We start from the raw sequence: 16,773 nt of genomic DNA on the forward strand, positions 1-16,773 counted from the left end.
AGTTTTAAAAGGAAAAACATTTTTTATGTATTTTTGAAAAAAAACACATTTGACTACTAAAGTAAACAAAAAGACGGTATCTTCTTTCTTAAAAAACATTCTTATCATGTTTAGGGGTACTTTAATAGCCCAAGCGATAACTGTTTTTATAGGTATTTATATCGCAAAATTGTATGGTGAAAATGCATATGGATATTTTGGTTTTTTTATTAGTATTGTTAGTGTAAGTTCTATTATTGGTACTCTACAATTAGAAAACTGTATAGTAACTGCAAAATCTAAAGAAGAAAGTAGGCAATGGTTTCGTTTTTTAACTTTTAGTATACCTATAGTTATAACATTAGTTTTTTTGTTATTAATGTCTTTTTCAATGGTAATTGAATTAGAAAAATTAAATTCTACTATTTTAATTTTGGCTTTTTTTGGTTCTTTATTAGTTACTTACAATCTTAAGCATCAACACTTATATACCTTTGATAAAAGGTTTTTAATTTTATCTAATACTAAAATTTTCACTGCCTTTTTCACAGTCTTATTTCAGTATTTATTTTATACCTCTTTTCCAATTTTAGGGTTAATTTATGGATTCTGTATTTCACAATTTACCGTACTGGTTTTTAACTTTTATCAACATAACAAAAATCTAGGAAAAATAAATTTCAATAAAATTAAAACTGAAATAAAAACCAATTCAAGTATTATTAGCTATTTACTTCCCTCTAATGTTATAAATAGTCTTGGTCATAATTTAATGCCTATATTAATTTTGTTTTTTTTTGGGGTTGAAAAAGCAGGAGTATATTTTTTTAGTACTAAGATTTTAGCTACACCGTTATTTTTAATATCATCCTCTATTTCTCAAGTTTACTTTAAGGAATCTATTGACCTAAAAAAAAATAAAGACAGAAATCTTTTTAAGAAAACGAAGAAGATAGTTGCTTTAAATTTAGTGTTAATGAGTTGCTTTGTTTTAGTCATAAACACAATTGGAATCTCAATCTTAGAATATTTTTTTGAAAACCAATGGGCTGATTTAAGAAGCTTTATTTTAATTTTATCTTTTCTAATTATTGCGAGAAGTACTTTTAACCCCATAAGCAGCTTAATTGTAGTTCTAGATAAGAATAAAACTGGACTTTTTTTTAATTGCTACTTATTTGCTATAAACTTTATTGCTATTTATTTAGGGGCATTCTTGAATGATATATTAGTTACAGTAATTGTAGTATCTTTATTTGGTGGAATTGGTTATTTAGTGCTTTTAAATTATTTTTTAAAACAATTAAAAAATAACAAATAGATGTTTAGAAAATTAGACTATATTTTTTTTGGGTGGATTGTGAATTTATTCTATCCTCAATACTTTAGACCAAAATATGGCTATCAACGTTATTATATTTTGTTCTTTCATTATTTTATACCTCAAAAAATATTTCGCTTAAATCCAAAAGTGAAATGGCCTGTGCATTTCACTTCAAAAGTATTAGCCCCAGAAAAAATTCAAAAAGGAATTCTATGTGATCCTGGTGATAATCTCAATAACTATATTCAAGCTAACAATGGAATTATTTTTGGCTCAAACATAGAACTTGGCCCAGGAGTTTCTATCATCTCATCAAACCATAGAACTGATAATTTAAGAGAGCACAAAAAAGGCAAACCAATTATTATTGGAAATAATGTTTGGATTGGAGCAAACTCAACTATTTTGCCTGAAATTACTATCGGTAATAATGTAATCATTGGTGCAAACTCATTGGTTAATAAAGATATTCCAGACAATTCAATTGCAGTTGGCAACCCATGCAAACCAATCAAAGAAAAAGAAAAATACATTGAAGATTTATCTGAAATTATTTTCAACAAAAATGTCCCAAATAAATATCAAGCATTTTTAAATACTAACGTTTAAACAACTTTATAAAAGCAGGTAGATTATTGTAATTTATTTGTTGATATTCTTTTGTTTCTGATCCAAAACTTAAAAAATAATTAGCGATACTTTTCATAGAAGAGCCTCCAAAATTAAAGAATTGATATTTGTTATGATACTTTCGAATTGCAGTATGAATCAGGAAAGTATTCTCACCATTTTTTCTGAAATTAAAATCGGTAGAGGACACTAAAATTGTTACAGTATTTTTATGTTTTAAGAAAAATCCTGAAGCTACTAGATCATTATTATCGTTATAAATAGACAACACCTCTCCTACTTTTTTTGCAATGCTAATGGTTAATAATTGTAATAAATTAGAATAGTCTTTCTCTACTATAAAAGGCGTTCTTTGCCCTACATTATTCTTAAATAATTGTATCAATTTTATAGGATCATCATTCCATTTTAATTGGAGTTCTGCTTTCTCAGCTTTTTGCAAGTCCTTTTTTCTGTCTTTTCTAAAACTCTCTAGTATTTTGTTAGTATCCCTATTTAGCTCTAAGATTTGCATTTGCCTATTGACTAAAAAAGAAGCCTTTTGCTGAATACTAATACCAGTATTTAATTTACTTTCTGCAAACTTAAATTTAGAAAACAACACTTTATAAAACTGTTGAAAATCTAAATCCTCATCAACTGAAAAAACACCTAATTCCAATACCCAAAAAGGTGGATACACATATTTTACAAAACCTTTTTTACGCCAACAAATAGGCATAACAGCTTTATAATCTTCGAACACTAAAACAGACCAGTTTTCTGCAACAATATCTAAGTACCAAGAAAATGCATAAACCCTTGATTGAATAGCTTTTTCTATACAAACGTTATATTTAGCGACTTCTAAATCTTCTCTTTTAACGTATTTTACCATCTATGAAGTTGCAATTTTTAACATAGATTCGTACAAACGTTTCCAACCTTTCCAACGTAAATAATCGCTTAAAGTTTCATTATGAAATAAGGTTATAAATGTACCATTTACAGCTTTTACCTCATTTCTTAAATCTCTTATTCTACCCAAAGATTGTTTTGGGGTCAGTTTCATATAATCGTTTAAAGTAGTATCCATTAATGCAAATGGAAAAACCTTTAAAGGAGTTTGAATTTCAAAATCTAAATCGTAAAAATAAAAAGGAGTACAAGTACCAGCTCTAAAACCTACATTACTTGCATAACCCATTGAATAATCTTCCTCTATTTCTAAATCTATTAAAAGTTGATAGGTTTCTGGTAAACTGAATCGTAAATAATGTTGTCTAGAACTTTTTAGTGGTGTGTTTGTAATGCTCTCTAAACGTTCTTTTTCTTTTTTTATTAAGGCTGAGTTTTGCATCGAAAAATAAGAAGGATGCAAACCAACTCTTGCATAATCTACCATTTCTTTAATAAGCAATCTGTACTTACTTTTAGCAACGGAAACATTCGTATCAAAGGTGGTATAATCGCCCACTAAGAAAAAGAAAATGGTTTTAACATTATAAGTATTTTGTAATCTTAATATCGTATTGAATGTGTGGTAAGGGTCGCTCTTTAAATTTAAATTTACAGCTAACCGACTAACAACATTTAATATCCTAAATTTAAATATATCATTGAGGTAACCTCCAACATTTCTCACAAAACTTTTATGCTTGTAAGCAAAAGCATTGTCTATATCTATTGTAGAAATATAATTATAGTTTCTTTTGCTGTACTCATATTCTGGAAATTTTTCTTTTAAAACTTGTAGAAATTTAAATGCCCAAATATCAACTACAGGTTTTTCTAAAAACCCCTTTTTAAAAGCTAAACTTTGTTCTGCAGTAAACCTACCATGTTTATCCTTTACGTGAGGTAAATACTCTTCATAACGAGATATTAAATAAAAGCTGGCTGCAAAAATATCGTATGGAATTGATGATTTTGAATTGGTTGCAAAAAAACAAGGCACATTTTCCCAATTACGAATTATAATATCTAAATCGTTAACACCTTGCTCAAAAAGTAATTCATTGCTTTTAATAAAAAATTCGTTTCCCAGAGGTGTTTTTGTATAACTAATCTTAGGGCCATTATGTGCAACAAATTCCTCTACTTTACTTGTAAAACTAACAGGTATTAATAAAGTTCTTGTTACTATATGTTTAAAAATATAGCGAACTCTAGGTGTTATTTTATGTGAATAAATTAAAATCATTGTCTTTGTTAATTAGCAGCCTAACTGCCTGTTTACAATAAATTACAGACTATATCTGCGAACTTATTTACTACAAAACTCCCTCATCTGCAAAGCTAAAATACCATTTTTCGGTAATTATAAGATGGTCTAAGAGTTTTATATCTAAAGTTGAACCAGCTAATCTTATTTTTTCTGTAAGTTGTTTATCTGCTTGGCTTGGTTCTAATTTTCCTGAGGGATGATTATGGCACACAATCATACCTACAGATGCTAATTCTAAAGCCCTCTTAAACAACAATCTAACATCTACAATTGTAGCTGTTAATCCTCCTTTACTCATTTGGCTTTTTGCTAAAACTTTATTTGAATTGTTTAAAAATAACACCCAAAACTCTTCATGTTCTAAATCTCCAATAATGGGTTGCATTAAATCAAATACTGCTTTACTGCTTGTAATTTTCGGTTTCTCTAGAGCTGTTTCTAATTGTCTTCTTTTACCCAATTCTAGGGCTGTAATTATAGAAATTGCTTTTGCCTCTCCTATTCCTTTAAACGTAGAGAGCTTCTCAACTGAAAGTTTGGCGAGTTCGTTTATATTGCCATCAACCGTTTGTAAAATTCGTTTAGATAAAGCAACTGCACTTTCTTGCCTATTTCCAGAACCTATTAAAATAGCAATTAGTTCTGCATCAGACAAAGTTGTTTTGCCCTTAGCCCAAGATTTTATAGTGAGTTTCTTCATAGTTTAATTTTTTCTAAAAATACCAAAAAATCACCTTTAAAAAAGAAAAAACCTTTTTAAAAGAAGTCTTTGTATACTTTTGTATCTTTGTCGACAGTTATTATTATTTTTTTATGAAAATTATTATAGCAGGTGCTGGAGATGTAGGTTTTCATTTAGCAAAATTACTTTCTTATGAATCTCAAGATACTTATATCATAGATTTTGATGGGGAAAAATTAAACTACATTAACAACCACCTAGACGTAATTACTCAGAAAGGGGATGCCACTTCAATTAAATTGTTAAAAGAAATTGGTATTGATTCTGCAGACCTACTTATTGCTGTCACAGATAGTCAAAATACAAATTTTACTATCTCTGTTATTGGTAAATCTTTAGGAGCTAAAAAAACTATTGCTCGAATTGATAATCCTGAATTTTTAAATGATTGTGAGGTAGATTTCTCAAAGTTTGGTTTAGACTTTATGATATCACCTCAAGAATTAGCAGCAAATGAAATTAAGTTACTTTTAAATCAATCTTCATTTAACGATACTGTTGCTTTTGAAAGCGGTCTTTTTAATGTTATGGGTACTGAGCTTAGTTATAAATCTCCACTAGTAGATTTGACCGTTAAAGAAGCTAAGCAAAAGTTCTCTAATGTTGATTTTATTACTATTGCTATTAAACGTGAAAATGTTGCACAGACTATAATTCCAAGAGGAGATACTACCTATAAAATAGACGATCAGGTTTATTTTTCTGTACCCAATTATAGTATGCAAGATCTTTACCCTATTATCGGAAAAAAACAGTTTGAAATTAAAAATGTACTTATTTTAGGAGGTAGTAGTATTGGAGAAAAAACAGCAAGAAGTCTTTGTGAAGACAACTTTAAAGTAAAACTAATAGAAAAAAATAGAGAAAAAGCAGAAATATTAGCAGAAACTCTTTGTGATACTTTAGTAATTAACGGAGATGGAAGAGATTTAGAACTACTTGAAGAGGAAAACATTAGAGAAACTGATGCTTTTATTGCAGTTACAGGTAACTCTGAAACTAATATTATGTCTTGTTTAGTTGCAAAATCTAAAGGAGTAAAAAAAACGATTGCTTTGGTAGAAAATATGGACTACATCGATATTTCTCAAACCATAGGTATACAATCTCTAATAAATAAAAAATTAATAGCTGCAAGTAACATTTTTAAACATATTAGAAAAGGGGAAATTTTAGAATTAGCCAACCTTCATAATATTGATGCTGAAGTCTTTGAATTTGAAGTAAGACCAAATGCTAAAGTAACTAAACACCCTATTAAAGATTTACGTTTTCCAAGAGAAGCTGTCTTTGGTGGCGTCATAAGAAATGGTAAAGCATTAATGTCTTTCGGAGATATGCAAATACAAAATGGAGATAAAGTAATTGTTTTTTGCCTACCAGAAGCTATAGGAACAGTAGAGCGTTTTTTTAATTAAAATGAATAATTTAAACTTTAAAATCATTTACCGCTTTTTAGGCATAACCGCTATCCTAAATGGCTGTTTCATGTTCATAGCGTTTCCTTTTAGTTTATTTTCTAATGAACAAGAAGCCTGGGGTATTTTAAATGCTGGTATTATAACTATTTTTATAGGGTTACTTTTGTTCTTTTTTAATAAACCTGCACATAAAAATATTCAGAAAAAAGAAGGGTACTTAATTGTAACACTTGGTTGGTTAATTCTATCGATTACAGGAATGTTACCCTATTTATTATCTGGTGCAATTCCTTCTATATCTAATGCTTTTTTTGAGACCATATCAGGATACTCTACTACTGGATCGTCTATTTTAACAGATATAGAGTCTATGCCTCGAGGAATATTGTTCTGGAGAAGTGCCACACATTGGATTGGAGGAATGGGAATTATCGTTTTAACCATAGCCATTTTACCACTTTTAGGTATTGGGGGTATGCAGCTTTTTATGGCTGAAGCTCCTGGCCCATCTGCAGATAAACTACATCCTAGAATAACAGACACTGCTAAACGTTTGTATCTTATTTATGTAGTATTAACCTTTGCTGAGTTCTTTTTATTAAAAGCTGCTGGTATGACTTGGTTTGATGCTATAAATCATGCTATGGCCACAGTTAGTACAGGTGGGTTTTCAACAAAAAATAGCAGTATTGCTTTTTACAATAATGCACCAATAATACAATATATTATTTTATTTTTTATGTTTGTAGCAGGTACTAACTTTATACTTACTTACTTTGCATTAAAGGGAAAAGTGAGAAAAGTGTATGAGAGTGAAGAGTTCAGATACTACTTCTTCGGAGTTTTTAGTATATCTATTTTAATTGCTATGATTATCATCTTTTTTAAAGATGAAACAATGGTAACTAGTCTTTCTCACCCTGAAATTTTTGGTAAAACAGAAAGTGCAATCAGACATGCTCTATTTATGGTAACTTCAGTAGTTACAACAACAGGATTTGTTTCTGCAGATTTTACAATGTGGAATTATTTTGCAACTGCAATTTTCTTTGCATTATTTTTTACAGGAGGTTCAGCAGGATCTACTAGTGGAGGTGTAAAAGTGGTAAGACATATTGTAATGTTAAAAAACAGTTTTTTAGAATTTAAAAAAGCACTTCATCCAAACGCTATATTACCTGTAAGATATGATGGAAAAGCAGTAAATCAAACTATAGTATTTAATATCATTTCTTTTTTTATTATTTATATGCTTATATTTATAATGGCTTCTGTAACCTTAACTTTATTAGGTTTAGATTTTATTTCTGCATTAGGAGCAGCTGCTTCTTCTTTAGGTAATATTGGACCTGCAATAGGTTCTGTAAGTCCTGTTGATAATTTTGCGCGTTTAAGTGCACCAGCTAAATGGTTTTGCTCCTTTTTAATGTTAATAGGTCGTTTAGAACTATTTACGGTTCTTATTTTATTTACACCTTTATTCTGGAGAAAAAATTAAACCAAATCTTTTAAAGCTTCAAAATCTAAACCACCATAATTACCCGAACTCATTAAAACAAGTACTGTGTTTTTTAGCTGCTCTATAAATAAAAAATCTTTAAATTCTTGCGGGTTTGTGTAAATAATTAAATCATCTCTTTGAAAAGCATCAGCTATTTGTTGTTTAGAAATTGTTTCTAATTGTTTAATTTGAAGAGCATGAGGAGAATAGAATACCACAGCTTTATCTGCAGCATCTAAAGCACCATTATATTCAGCTAAAAATTTTGCATTTAAACTTGAGTAAGTATGAAGTTCTAAACAAGTAATAATTGTTCTACTTTTATACTGCTCTTTCACTGCTTTAGTAGTTGCTAAAACTTTACTTGGACTATGAGCAAAATCTTTAAAAATTACTGTTTCTGAATTTTCAGAAATTTTTTCTAATCGTTTACTAGCTCCTGTAAAACTTGCTATTGCTTCATAAAAATCAACTTCATCAATACCCATGTGTTGACAAACCCATTTTGCACCAGCAAGATTTTGTAAGTTATGATTTCCAAATATTTCTAAAGGTAAATCACCTTCTTCTGTTTCTAAAAAGGTAATTCCATTTTCTATCCTGTGATTTGGGGTTTTATAAGGATATTTTTTAATATGATTTTCAGAAGATTCCACAACACCCTTTACATGTTCATCTTGATCATTATAAACCATAATTCCGCCATTTACCATAGCATCTGTAAAAATCTGAAACTGTTGTTTATAGTTTTCAAATGTTGGAAAAACATTTATATGATCCCATGCAATACCACTAATTAAAGCAATATTTGGTTTATACAGATGAAATTTAGGACGCATGTCTATAGGTGAACTTAAATACTCATCACCTTCCAAAACAATAAAATCGTTATATTCAGTTAAGTGTACCATAGTATCAAAACCTTCCAACTGAGCACCAACCATAAAATCAACCTCTCTATCATGATAATTTAAAACATGTAAAATCATAGAAGTAATGGTTGTTTTACCATGTGAACCACCAATTACAACACGTGTTTTATCTTTAGATTGCTCATACAAAAATTCTGGATAAGAATAAATTTTCAACCCTAATTCTTGAGCTTTTAGTAATTCAGGATTTTCTTTTTTAGCATGCATTCCTAAAATAATTACATCTAAATCTTCAGAAATTCTTTCAGGAAACCAGCCAAATTTTTCTGGTAATAAATTATATTTTTCTAAACGTGATTTGGAAGGATCATGAATGGTGTCATCGCTTCCTGAAATTTGATATCCTTTTTTGTGTAATGCAATAGCAAGGTTGTGCATTGCACTTCCACCAATGGCTATAAAATGAATTTTCATGCTTAAATTTTAAAAGAGTAAAAATACAAAAGCTATCTGCAAATATTGCAAATCTTTAAGGTAAAACTATTTAAAACATTGTATTGAAAACAATAGACTTCTAATCTTTATTCTTTTATTTTTTTTCCTTCAAAACGACTCTTGTTGGAGTATCTCTTCCATCTATAATACTCTCAGTCCCTTTAGCTACAGCTTGTATTGTTTGTGTAATAACAGACATGTTTAATGTAGATGCTTCATCAGATACCTGATGGTAATCTTTATCTACATCAATAGCAGTTGTAGAAAACGTATGAGAAGGTACACCTAGCCTTGCCAAAGAAGCATTATCTGATCTAAAAAATAAATTAAAATTCTTATATGGATCAGGAAAGAGCTGATAACCAGAACCTTCTAAATTCTTCTGAACTATTTTACCAAAATTAGATCTTTCAAAACCAGTTAACCAAGCTGTATGTGGACCAAAACTTGGTGTTTTACCAATCATTTCTAAATTGATACCAGCAACAAACTTGGCAGCATCTATACCTTTACCAAAATACGTAGACCCAATTAAACCCATTTCTTCTGCTGTAAAAGCGGCAAAAACAATGGTTCTCTCATTACCTATTTTCTTGAAATATTCAGCCAAGGCCAAAACACCTGTTACTCCAGAGGCATCATCATTTGCACCATTATAAATTAGATCTCCGTCTCCGCTTTTCTTCATCCCTAAATGATCATAATGTGCAGAAATAATTACAAACTCCTCTTTTTTCGAATTACCTTCTAAAACTCCAATAATGTTAGCACTTGTGATTTCTTCTTTACTTCTTCTGGGTGTAAAATTGAAGGTTTGTCTGTAAGAATCTAATCCTTCAAAAGTGGTTAAACCTATTCTTTTGAATTCGTTCTCTATATACTGAGCTGCTTTTTCTATACCCTCTGTACCTGATTTTCTGCCTTGCATATCATCAGAAGCTAAGGTGTATAAATGTTTTTTAACCCTAACAGAGTCTATAAAAAAGGAAGTTTTTACAGATTTGGTTATTACCGATTTTACTGATTTTTCTGTAGATTTCTTTGTAGCATCACAAGCTGTTAAAGAGGCTGCAGCTAATAATGTGATAAATATTTTTTTCATTAATTTCATATTTTAAAAGCATAAATATAACTAATTTAAATCCGTATTTTTGCACAAAATATTTACAATGATTCTATCTGAAATTCCAAATATAAAACACACTGATACTAATAACTTTTTTCTTTTATGTGGTCCATGTGCCATTGAAGGTGAAGATATGGCTTTACGAATTGCTGAAAAGGTAATTTCTATTACAGATAAATTAGCCATTCCTTACATTTTTAAAGGAAGTTTTAAAAAGGCAAACAGAAGTAGAATTGATAGTTTTACAGGAATTGGTGATGAAAAAGCATTAAAAATTTTACGAAAAGTTTCAGAAACGTTTAATGTACCTACAGTTACTGATATTCATGAAATTTCTGATGCTGCAAAGGCTGCAGAATATGTAGATGTTTTACAGATACCTGCATTTTTGGTTCGTCAAACAGATTTAGTGGTTGCTGCTGCAAGAACAGGAAAGGTTGTAAACTTGAAAAAGGGCCAATTCATGAGTCCTGGAGCCATGAAACATGCCGTTCAAAAAGTAAAAGATGCTGGTAATAACAAAGCATGGATTACAGATAGAGGAACAATGTTTGGTTACCAAGATATGATTGTAGATTTTAGAGGTATCCCTGAAATGCGCGAATTTGCACCTACAGTACTGGATGTTACGCATTCTTTACAACAACCAAATCAAACAGTTGGTGTTACAGGTGGTAGACCCGAAATGATTGAAACTATTGCAAGAGCTGGAGTTGTAAACAATGTAGATGGTCTATTTATAGAAACACATTTTGATCCTTCAAATGCAAAATCTGATGGTGCAAATATGTTACATTTAGATAATTTAGAAGGTCTATTAAGTAACTTAGTTACCATAAGAAAGGCAATTAAAGATTTATAAAAAAAGTAAATAAAACCTTTTATTTCGATTCGATAGCATGCCTACTTTCAGCTATGCTGAAGATGAGAATAACAAAGTGTTTTTGCTATTTTTCAATTCTTTATAATAAGTAGTTAATTGAAATTACTTAATAGCTTAAAAGTCTAAGATTAAACATAAACAAAACTTTTTAAAAAAATAACAGTGGTTTTTAACTAGAAAACAATCTATATTTTAACTATTTATGAAACAACAACAAAAAATTGTGCCCTTTTTTTCTTTTAGAGGAGTAAGTAGTATAATGATTGGAATTGTAATTTTAATTTTCTCTTATGGTATTCAATACACTATGGAAGATGGAAACTTGATTGATAAAATGTTAGTCTTAAAAGATAAACATCAGATTCAGAATTTTAACATATTAATGGTTATTATCGCTTTTTTTCTATTTCCAATATCGATATTTAGTGCAGAAAAAATAAAAAGTAAAAAATTAGGTCTTCATAAAATACACCAGGATATAATTAAAGTTCTTTTTAAATATACACTTACACTATGCGGATTATTTATTGTTTTAATTATTATTAATAAAAATAGTTTCTTCAACTACATCACTCCTATTTTCTTAGTATCTTATAGTTGTATTTTAGCTGTTTTTGAACAAGAAAAGGAACGTGATCTCTTTATAATTGTAGGGATTTGTCTTTTTTTATCTCTTATTACTATAATGATTCCTTCATATTGGTACTATTCATTTTACATTCTTGGAGTTTCACATATTACCTATGGCATTAACAACAAATAGTATTAAGTGATTTTTTTTTGTATTTTTCTAACAATATCTTCTAAACCATTAACTTTAAGTTCATATACTAACTTAAGTTGATCTCCTAATTTACCTTTATGGAATCCTTTATTGTAATACCAAACCACATAATGTTCAGGTAAATCTATTAAATGAGTGCCTTTATATTTACCAAAAGGCATTTTCATTTTATCCAAGTCAATAAGGTATTGCTGATTTTTATCTAACAAATTTTAAGATTAAAAGTGATTTAAAATTTACTATTCTAAGCCATCTACATAATTCTGTAGATAAGAAAATCTAGGGGTTAGTTTACCGTTTTCGGTCATTTTTGCCCTTTTTAAGATTCCGTCTTTATCATTATTAAAAAAAGCAGGAATAACATGTTCTAAAAACATTTCTCCAAAACCTTCACTAGCATCTTTTGGTAACTCACAAGGTAAATTATCTACTGCCATTACTACTATAGCATTTTCATTTTTATAATTTACCTCATCTTCTTTTAAAGGATCATAACCATAAACAGGATTTTCTATGGTAGACGCTTTTATAGTTGAAGCCACTGGCCCATCTATATCACAAGAAATATCTGCTACATAATTTATTTTAAAATTTTCATGTTTAGCATCTTCTCTTGTAAATAAAAATGGGGCTCCATCTCCATAAAAATGACCTGCTATAAAAAAATCAGTAACTGCAGCAAAACGCATAAAGTTAGATTCGTATTTCTCTGGATGCTTATAAAAATCGAAATTATTGATCACTAGGCCATCTTTTCTTTTATTATAATCTAACACATCTGCCAAGCAATAAACTGTTTCATGAAATGCTTTATTTAAATAGTCTTCTACAGAAACTTCTTTAATGTTCATTGCATCTAGCATTTCTTTAGCACCATAAGCTACTTTACCATTTCCTGTTAATAAAATTTTGATAGGAGAAAATGAAATGTTTTTTAGTTGAGTAATCAACTCTTGCTGACTATCTAAAGATTCTGCTTTTGGTAGTTTAAATGTTTCTGATGTTAACCCAATTGCTCTAAAACCATTATAAGCGCCAACAATACCTGCATATCTTCCAAAACCAATTAATCTTGCTCCATTAGCTTTAATAATTGTTTCATGATCATAAAGTTCAATATTTTTATCTAGAACAGCTTGTAACAAAGCTCTATTATAAGGCTGTTTCTTAATGGTATGACTAAAGAAAAAATATTTTTTATTATTAATCAAAGCACCTATAGGAACCTCTTTCACACCTAAAAGTACATCACAGTCCGAAATATCATCTGTTACTTTAATATTTTTATTTTGATATTCAGCATCACTAAAAATTCGAATATCTGATTGCTCTACAACAACTTTTGATTCAGGAAATTCTGATTTTAATTGAGCTAATTTACTAGGAGAAAAAACCACTCTTCTATCTGGTGGATTTTTACGTTCTTTTATAATTCCGAATTTCATCAAGTATTTTATTAGACCCTAAAGATAAAATGAAAATATGTGGTTTAAAATATTATTTAAAATAAAATGGTTTCTTAAATAGTAATATGAATGTTTTTGTATTTTTGCAAATCGTTATTTACTTTAAAATATTTATGAGTAAATTGTTAAAACAAATTACGACAAATAATTTATTTAAATAACACGAATGTTCTTATAAAAAGAAATCATAAGTTCATTAATGGGGACGACTGGTTTTGACAGCAAGGACAGTAGAATTGTAAGCATATCAAGAAGTGAAATGATTCTTGTAAAACTTATTTCAACTTTTTAAACGGCGAAGATAACTACGCTTTAGCTGCCTAATCTGAATTATAGTAGGATTAAGCCTCGGCTCACTAGGTGAGCAAGCTTTATGTCCACGAAAAGCCTTGGTTTATGGCGTTTCAATTATGGGCATCGTAAAAATAAACATAGAAAACTTGTGGCTTTGGCAGGTTTTTGAAACTAAAAAAGCTAAGTTAAAAGTGGGTTGTTCTTAATCAGCTTTTGAACGAAAACCAAGAAAGAACTAAATATGTAGAAAGCTTTTTAGCTGCTTGTTTGGACCCGAGTTCGATTCTCGGCGTCTCCACCACACGGGACAAACTCATATTTTTTGAGATTTGTCCCTTTTTATTTTCACCTAACTCCTTGTCTATCTGTAAGATATACCTCAACACATCATTGATTTTTGTAGTTCGACATTTTTTTCCGTCAAATTCTATTTTTTCTGGAAAAATCGAACTAATCAACTTCTTTTTATGAGCAATTGCACTGTTGGTATAGGTTTGTTTAAAATTTTCTAAATGCTGAAACGCATTTTCAATAAGACCCTTATATTCAGAATCTGAGGTATTGAGTCCATTCAAACTAGAAGTGATTTGATCGCGTTGCTTTGTATATCGATTTAATGTTTGACCATAGACTTTAGGAGATATAGTTCCGTCTACTAATAAATCTTGTAGATTTTCAATTCTTTGATTTGCGGAAGCTAACTCCTTCTCTAACTTTTTTCTTTTCCTTGCTCTGTCTTTTTGATTAACTCCAGATAAAGACTTTAAAACCTCTTTATACAGAACTTTTGATTGTTTGGTAAATTGAAAATCATCTAAAATAGATTCAAAAACCGTATTGACTTTATTCGCTGAGAATCGTTCTTTTTTACAATGATTACAATGATAATAAAAATACTTTTTACCCGTGCAGCTCTTTGAAGGACTACCAGTCATTTTCGACTGGCATTTGGAGCAATGTAAGATACCTCTTAATGGAAGCTCTTCTCGAAGTGTATTATAAATAGGTCGATTTCTTTTCTTTTGGCGTTCGGACAATTTTTCTTGAACTTGGTAAAATAATTTCTCAGAAATAATTCCTTGATGAATACCCTCAATCCACTGTTCCTGCTCCTCTCCTTCTTTTGGAACGACAATTTTACCCATGTACACAGGATTTTTCAATAAAAGTGATAAATTGTTTCTACTGACTTTAAATCCTTTACTACCCAATTCTTCACGAATAGCTGCTTGGGTTTTCCCTTTTATGATTCCCTTATATGCAAATTGAATAAATTTAGCCTTTGGGCTGGGCTGAATAATGGGTATGTTATTTGCATCCCTCCTATTTACATAACCTACAGGTGCCATTCTGCACCAACGACCTGCTTTTAAAGACCCTCTGATTCCACCTCGTATCTTTATCGACCTGCGATCATTATCTATTTCAGGGAATACTAAATTAATGGCGAGCATTGCTTTGCTTTCAGGAATGCTAAAATCAATGGGTTGTTCAATAGCTTGAACTTCTATTCCCATTTCTTTTAATTGACGAATCATTAAAAATGAATCTGTTACATTCCTGGAAAAGCGGTCCCAAGTGGTGACTAATAAATAATCAATGGTCTTCTTATTCTTCTTTGCGAATCTCAAAAAGTTTTGAAATTCAGGACGATTGAAGTTTTTAGCGGAGTGGTCTTCTTTATAATGCGCAACAACCTCAATATCCTTTCGCTTGCAATAGTTTGTTAGCTGCTCAAATTGAACACCCAAACTAAACCCTTTGGCTTGTTCGTCACTACTGACTCTTGACATGATTACAGCTCTTTTCATTGCTTAGAATTTTGAAAAGCTTCTAATTGAGCATTGGCAATGAGCTCAAAGAAAGCTTTGATTTGTTGTACTTCTTCGTTGGTTAGTTTTTCTTTTCTGTTTTTATTTAAAATGATTTTGCATTCATAATCTGATAACATGATTTTGATGTATGTACAATTCCTTTGCTTGTTACAATAGGATTGTGACGTATCAATTGATCTGATGTGTTCAGTATCATAATTTATATTTTTTTGTGTTTTCAAAATTAACTACACACCCATCAACTGTTTGAATAACAATGGTTGAATAATCTCTTTTTTGAATGTGTTCCATAATTCGACTTTCTGCTGAAACTTGCTTTGTTGTTTTTATTTCTAAATGAGTTGGCTTAGACTGGTTAAACCTGATTGTAATGGATTTTAACTCATTATAATTCCGTCTTATCATTCTGAGTACTTTATCTTCTTCATCTGAAAGCATTGAAATTGACCTGTTGTCAAATTGATGTGAATCGCCGTGGAGAAAAGGTTCAAATATTTTATAGAAAGAAAAGCTAAAATGGTCTTTATTAAATTTCTGAAAAAAATAATCTCCCATGTTTGCTTCATTAAAATCTCTAATTAAATCATCATCAAAAACAAAAAAATCTGTTGGTGCATTGTTATAAAAGAAAAAATGATACTTATTCTTAAATGCTATGGTAGTGAAAACATACTTCTCAAAGTCAGTTACGTACCCTTCTTTGTGATTATCTGACGTTTGCAGTGCTTTATTCTCTGCAATCTTTTGGTTGTAATTAAGCTCGAAATGCAATTTTTGACCCAATTTGGCTCTAATTGCCCTTATGTCATCATAAGAAAAACCATACTTAATTAATGCCTCTACCATTTTAATCCAAACGTATTGCACAAAGCTGATGGCTGTTTTTTTATAGTCGGTTTTTACAGTACCTAAACCAAGGTCAATATCCAGTAAATCATACTTCTCCCAGTTTAAAATATCAAAATATAACACATCAATTTTTGTTTTTAAAAACAATGGCGTGTAGATGTAATTAATCAAACTATCGGGGTCTATTGTCTCACCGAAATAAGGATCCAAAACGAATTTATTTTCCATAAAAACAAAGAAACAAAAAAGTTGCAAATAAAAGCAGTAATATTACTACTTTTTAATAAAATTTATACATATCTTGGATTCCAACGATGAACTCATTGTAGAAAAACAATGAGAAATTATTAAAGGAAATAATTTTTA

General features: G+C 29.8%; 15 protein-coding genes, 1 other RNA gene and 1 pseudogene. 7 read left to right on the plus strand and 10 right to left on the minus strand.

Annotated features, from left to right (window positions below):
* The first annotated feature begins 49 nt into the window (after positions 1-49).
* Positions 50-1,300, plus strand: coding sequence for an oligosaccharide flippase family protein (locus tag Q0L44_RS10345; protein WP_296638160.1), 1,251 nt, complete (start codon positions 50-52; stop codon positions 1,298-1,300).
* Positions 1,301-1,912 carry a DapH/DapD/GlmU-related protein gene (locus Q0L44_RS10350; protein WP_296638162.1) on the plus strand — a complete coding sequence of 204 codons (612 nt, stop codon included), beginning with the start codon at positions 1,301-1,303 and terminating at the stop codon, positions 1,910-1,912. It begins immediately after the preceding gene.
* Here the strand turns inward: Q0L44_RS10350 and Q0L44_RS10355 are convergent.
* The 3 genes from Q0L44_RS10355 to radC form a co-directional block, all read right to left on the minus strand.
* Positions 1,902-2,810 carry a hypothetical protein gene (locus Q0L44_RS10355; RefSeq protein ID WP_296638165.1) on the minus strand — a complete coding sequence of 303 codons (909 nt, stop codon included), beginning with the start codon at positions 2,808-2,810 and terminating at the stop codon, positions 1,902-1,904. The genes Q0L44_RS10350 and Q0L44_RS10355 overlap by 11 nt on opposite strands.
* Positions 2,811-4,115, minus strand: a complete 1,305-nt coding sequence (locus tag Q0L44_RS10360; protein ID WP_296638166.1) for a polysaccharide deacetylase family protein — start codon at positions 4,113-4,115, stop codon at positions 2,811-2,813.
* A gap of 70 nt (positions 4,116-4,185) precedes the next feature.
* Positions 4,186-4,839 carry a DNA repair protein RadC gene (gene radC / locus Q0L44_RS10365; RefSeq protein WP_296638169.1) on the minus strand — a complete coding sequence of 218 codons (654 nt, stop codon included), beginning with the start codon at positions 4,837-4,839 and terminating at the stop codon, positions 4,186-4,188.
* Between the two features lie 113 nt (positions 4,840-4,952).
* Between radC and trkA the strand changes: the two genes are divergently transcribed.
* Complete coding sequence (trkA, locus tag Q0L44_RS10370) at positions 4,953-6,299, plus strand: Trk system potassium transporter TrkA (protein WP_296638171.1); 1,347 nt, start codon at positions 4,953-4,955, stop codon at positions 6,297-6,299.
* 1 nt (position 6,300) lies between these two features.
* Entirely contained in the window at positions 6,301-7,800 is a 1,500-nt protein-coding gene (locus Q0L44_RS10375) for a potassium transporter TrkG (protein WP_296638174.1), read from the plus strand.
* Here Q0L44_RS10375 and Q0L44_RS10380 read toward each other — a convergent pair.
* Both Q0L44_RS10380 and Q0L44_RS10385 read right to left on the minus strand, forming a co-directional pair.
* Positions 7,797-9,149 (minus strand): Mur ligase family protein, encoded by a 1,353-nt coding sequence (locus tag Q0L44_RS10380; RefSeq protein ID WP_296638176.1) that lies wholly within the window; start codon positions 9,147-9,149, stop codon positions 7,797-7,799. The genes Q0L44_RS10375 and Q0L44_RS10380 overlap by 4 nt on opposite strands.
* A gap of 115 nt (positions 9,150-9,264) precedes the next feature.
* Positions 9,265-10,272, minus strand: coding sequence for a M28 family peptidase (locus Q0L44_RS10385; protein ID WP_296638180.1), 1,008 nt, complete (start codon positions 10,270-10,272; stop codon positions 9,265-9,267).
* Between the two features lie 67 nt (positions 10,273-10,339).
* Here Q0L44_RS10385 and kdsA point away from each other — a divergent pair, with 67 nt between their 5' ends.
* Complete coding sequence (gene kdsA / locus Q0L44_RS10390) at positions 10,340-11,158, plus strand: 3-deoxy-8-phosphooctulonate synthase (RefSeq protein WP_296638185.1); 819 nt, start codon at positions 10,340-10,342, stop codon at positions 11,156-11,158.
* A 223-nt stretch (positions 11,159-11,381) separates the two neighbouring features.
* Positions 11,382-11,942, plus strand: coding sequence for a hypothetical protein (locus tag Q0L44_RS10395; protein ID WP_296638188.1), 561 nt, complete (start codon positions 11,382-11,384; stop codon positions 11,940-11,942).
* Between the two features lie 2 nt (positions 11,943-11,944).
* Here Q0L44_RS10395 and Q0L44_RS10400 read toward each other — a convergent pair whose 3' ends face one another.
* The gene (locus Q0L44_RS10400; RefSeq protein ID WP_296638189.1) at positions 11,945-12,172 is read right to left on the minus strand and encodes a DUF3820 family protein; all 228 of its coding nucleotides are present in this window, start codon (positions 12,170-12,172) and stop codon (positions 11,945-11,947) included.
* A 30-nt stretch (positions 12,173-12,202) separates the two neighbouring features.
* Complete coding sequence (locus Q0L44_RS10405; protein WP_296638192.1) at positions 12,203-13,408, minus strand: NAD(P)-dependent oxidoreductase; 1,206 nt, start codon at positions 13,406-13,408, stop codon at positions 12,203-12,205.
* 222 nt (positions 13,409-13,630) lie between these two features.
* On the opposite strand from Q0L44_RS10405, the gene ssrA reads away from it, so the two are divergent.
* Positions 13,631-14,024, plus strand: a transfer-messenger RNA (tmRNA) gene (gene ssrA / locus Q0L44_RS10410).
* A gap of 565 nt (positions 14,025-14,589) precedes the next feature.
* On the opposite strand, the pseudogene Q0L44_RS11590 reads toward ssrA, so the two are convergent.
* From Q0L44_RS11590 to Q0L44_RS10420, 3 genes and pseudogenes are all read right to left on the minus strand, one after another.
* Positions 14,590-15,534: pseudogene (locus tag Q0L44_RS11590) on the minus strand (recombinase family protein); the annotation flags it as partial.
* Positions 15,531-15,674: a hypothetical protein gene (locus Q0L44_RS10415; RefSeq protein ID WP_296638195.1), complete on the minus strand. Its 144-nt coding sequence runs from the start codon at positions 15,672-15,674 to the stop codon at positions 15,531-15,533. The gene Q0L44_RS10415 and the pseudogene Q0L44_RS11590, both read right to left, overlap by 4 nt.
* A 76-nt stretch (positions 15,675-15,750) precedes the next feature.
* A complete protein-coding gene (locus tag Q0L44_RS10420; protein WP_296638198.1) occupies positions 15,751-16,617 on the minus strand; it encodes a hypothetical protein in 867 nt (288 codons plus the stop codon).
* Between the last annotated feature and the right edge of the window lie 156 nt (positions 16,618-16,773).

Origin of the sequence: Polaribacter sp., from assembly GCF_024639685.1 — a bacterium.
In the GTDB taxonomy this organism is placed as follows: domain Bacteria; phylum Bacteroidota; class Bacteroidia; order Flavobacteriales; family Flavobacteriaceae; genus Polaribacter.